We start from the raw sequence: 2,056 nt of genomic DNA, 5'->3' as shown, positions 1-2,056 counted from the left end.
AGTAATTTGCCTGTTACTAAGATTGAAAATGATGATGTGGTTTTCTGTTTCAACTTCCGTACAGATCGCGGACGGGAAATTACAGAAGTACTTTCGCAAAACGATTTTCCTGAATTCGGAATGAATCATCTTAATCTTTATTATGTTACAATGACGAACTATGATAAAGATTATAAAAACATTAAAGTAGTTTTCGACGAGAAAGTTCTGGAGCAAACTATGGGCGAAATTTTAGAACAGAACGGAAAAACCCAGATCAGGGTAGCAGAAACTGAGAAATATCCGCATGTTACCTTTTTCTTTTCCGGCGGAAGAGAAGACGAATTTTCAGGAGAAAGAAGATTGCTTTGCCCAAGCCCGAAAGATGTTCCGACTTACGATTTCAAACCGGAAATGTCTGCTTATGACATTACAGAAAAAATTCTCCCGGAAATCGAAAATGAGACAGCAGATTTTATCTGCCTGAATTTTGCAAATACCGATATGGTAGGCCATACTGGCGTTTTTTCTGCAGCTGTGAAAGCAGCGGAAACCGTAGATTCCTGCATCCAGAAAGTTGCAACCGCAGGTTATGAACACGGTTATGCCGTTTTCATTCTTGCGGATCATGGAAATTCTGATGTGATGAAAAATCCGGACGGAAGTCCAAATACCCAACATTCAACAAATCTGGTTCCGCTTATCGTAATGGATAAAGACCGAACATGGAATTTAAAACCTGGTAAATTGGGTGATGTTGCTCCTTCAATTCTAACAGTAATGGGCGTTCCGGTTCCGGAAATTATGACCGGCGAAATTCTTGTAAGTTAGTTTTAAATAAAATTAAAGCTTTTTAGGCGATTAATTTTTAGTTTTTCAAAAAAGCTATGCATGAAATACTAAAATTTAATATATATTTGTCCCTTATAAAAAGCAAAATAATGTATAATAAATTAGTGAGAATTGAAGTCATGCGGAATTTAGGTAAAGAAGTTGATGACTTTATTTCCTCCTATTTAACGCCTGTTGAAAAAATTTGGCAACCTACAGATTTCCTTCCGGATCCCTCTGCAGAAAGTTTTAAGCACGATGTAGAGGAGCTTCAGACCTATGCTCAGGAAATGGGATACGATCTTTTTGTTACCCTAATTGGCGACTGTATCACCGAAGAGGCATTGCCGAGTTATGAATCCTGGATTATGGGAATCGACGGTGTAGAACAGGAAAACAGATCCGGCTGGTCACAGTGGGTGAGAAGCTGGACTGCTGAAGAAAACCGTCACGGCGACTTGCTGAACAAATACCTTTATCTATGTGGCCGCGTAAATATGCGCGAAGTAGAAATTACCACACAGTATTTAATTCAGGACGGTTTCGATATCGGAACGTCTATGGATCCTTACAGAAACTTTGTATATACCAGTTTTCAGGAAACGGCAACTAATATTTCGCACCGTAGAGTAGGCTCTCTTGCCAAACAGACAGGAAATACCAAATTATCGAGAATGTGTGGTGTGATCGCTGCTGACGAAGCACGACATGCAAAAGCCTACAAACAGTTCGTGACAAGAATATTTGAACTGGATCCATCAGAAATGATGCTTGCTTTTGAAGACATGATGCGTAAAAAAATCGTAATGCCTGCACACTTAATGCGCGAATCTGGTCAGAAAGCAGGTGAACTTTGGGGACACTTCTCCGACGCGGCGCAAAGAGCTATGGTTTACACCGGTCAGGATTACATCAACATTCTCAGTGATCTTCTTGCAGACTGGAAAATTGAACATATCTCCGGACTTACCGAAAAAGCTGAAAAAGCACAGGAATATTTAATGAAACTTCCGGCCAGGCTTCAAAGAATTACCGACAGAATTGCAACTCCTGATTTGGAATACCAGTTTAAATGGGTAAAATCATAATACAGTATAATAGTTAATTTCTGGGAGTGGTTGTTTTTCAACCGCTCTTTTATTTTATTATCTTTGCACATCTGAAATTTTAGAATAATGAAAAGCAATAAAAAACTGGCCATTGATTTCGACGGAACTATTGTTGAAGACGCATATCCCGGAATTGG

2 protein-coding genes are annotated in these 2,056 nt (G+C 39.2%); both read left to right on the top strand.

Features of this window, described 5'->3' with window-relative positions; genetic code table 11:
- A partial coding sequence (locus V5N63_RS01225) for an alkaline phosphatase family protein (RefSeq protein WP_332032276.1) occupies positions 1-810 on the top strand: 810 nt, incomplete at its 5' end.
- A gap of 110 nt (positions 811-920) precedes the next feature.
- Positions 921-1,898: an acyl-ACP desaturase gene (locus V5N63_RS01220; RefSeq protein ID WP_332032274.1), complete on the top strand. Its 978-nt coding sequence runs from the start codon at positions 921-923 to the stop codon at positions 1,896-1,898.
- Positions 1,899-2,056: the final 158 nt, after the last annotated feature.

The organism is Kaistella sp. (assembly GCF_032060305.1).
GTDB classification, from domain to species: domain Bacteria; phylum Bacteroidota; class Bacteroidia; order Flavobacteriales; family Weeksellaceae; genus Kaistella; species Kaistella yananensis.
Note: the sequence above shows the minus strand (reverse complement) of the source record. Positions and strands in the feature narration are given on the sequence as shown.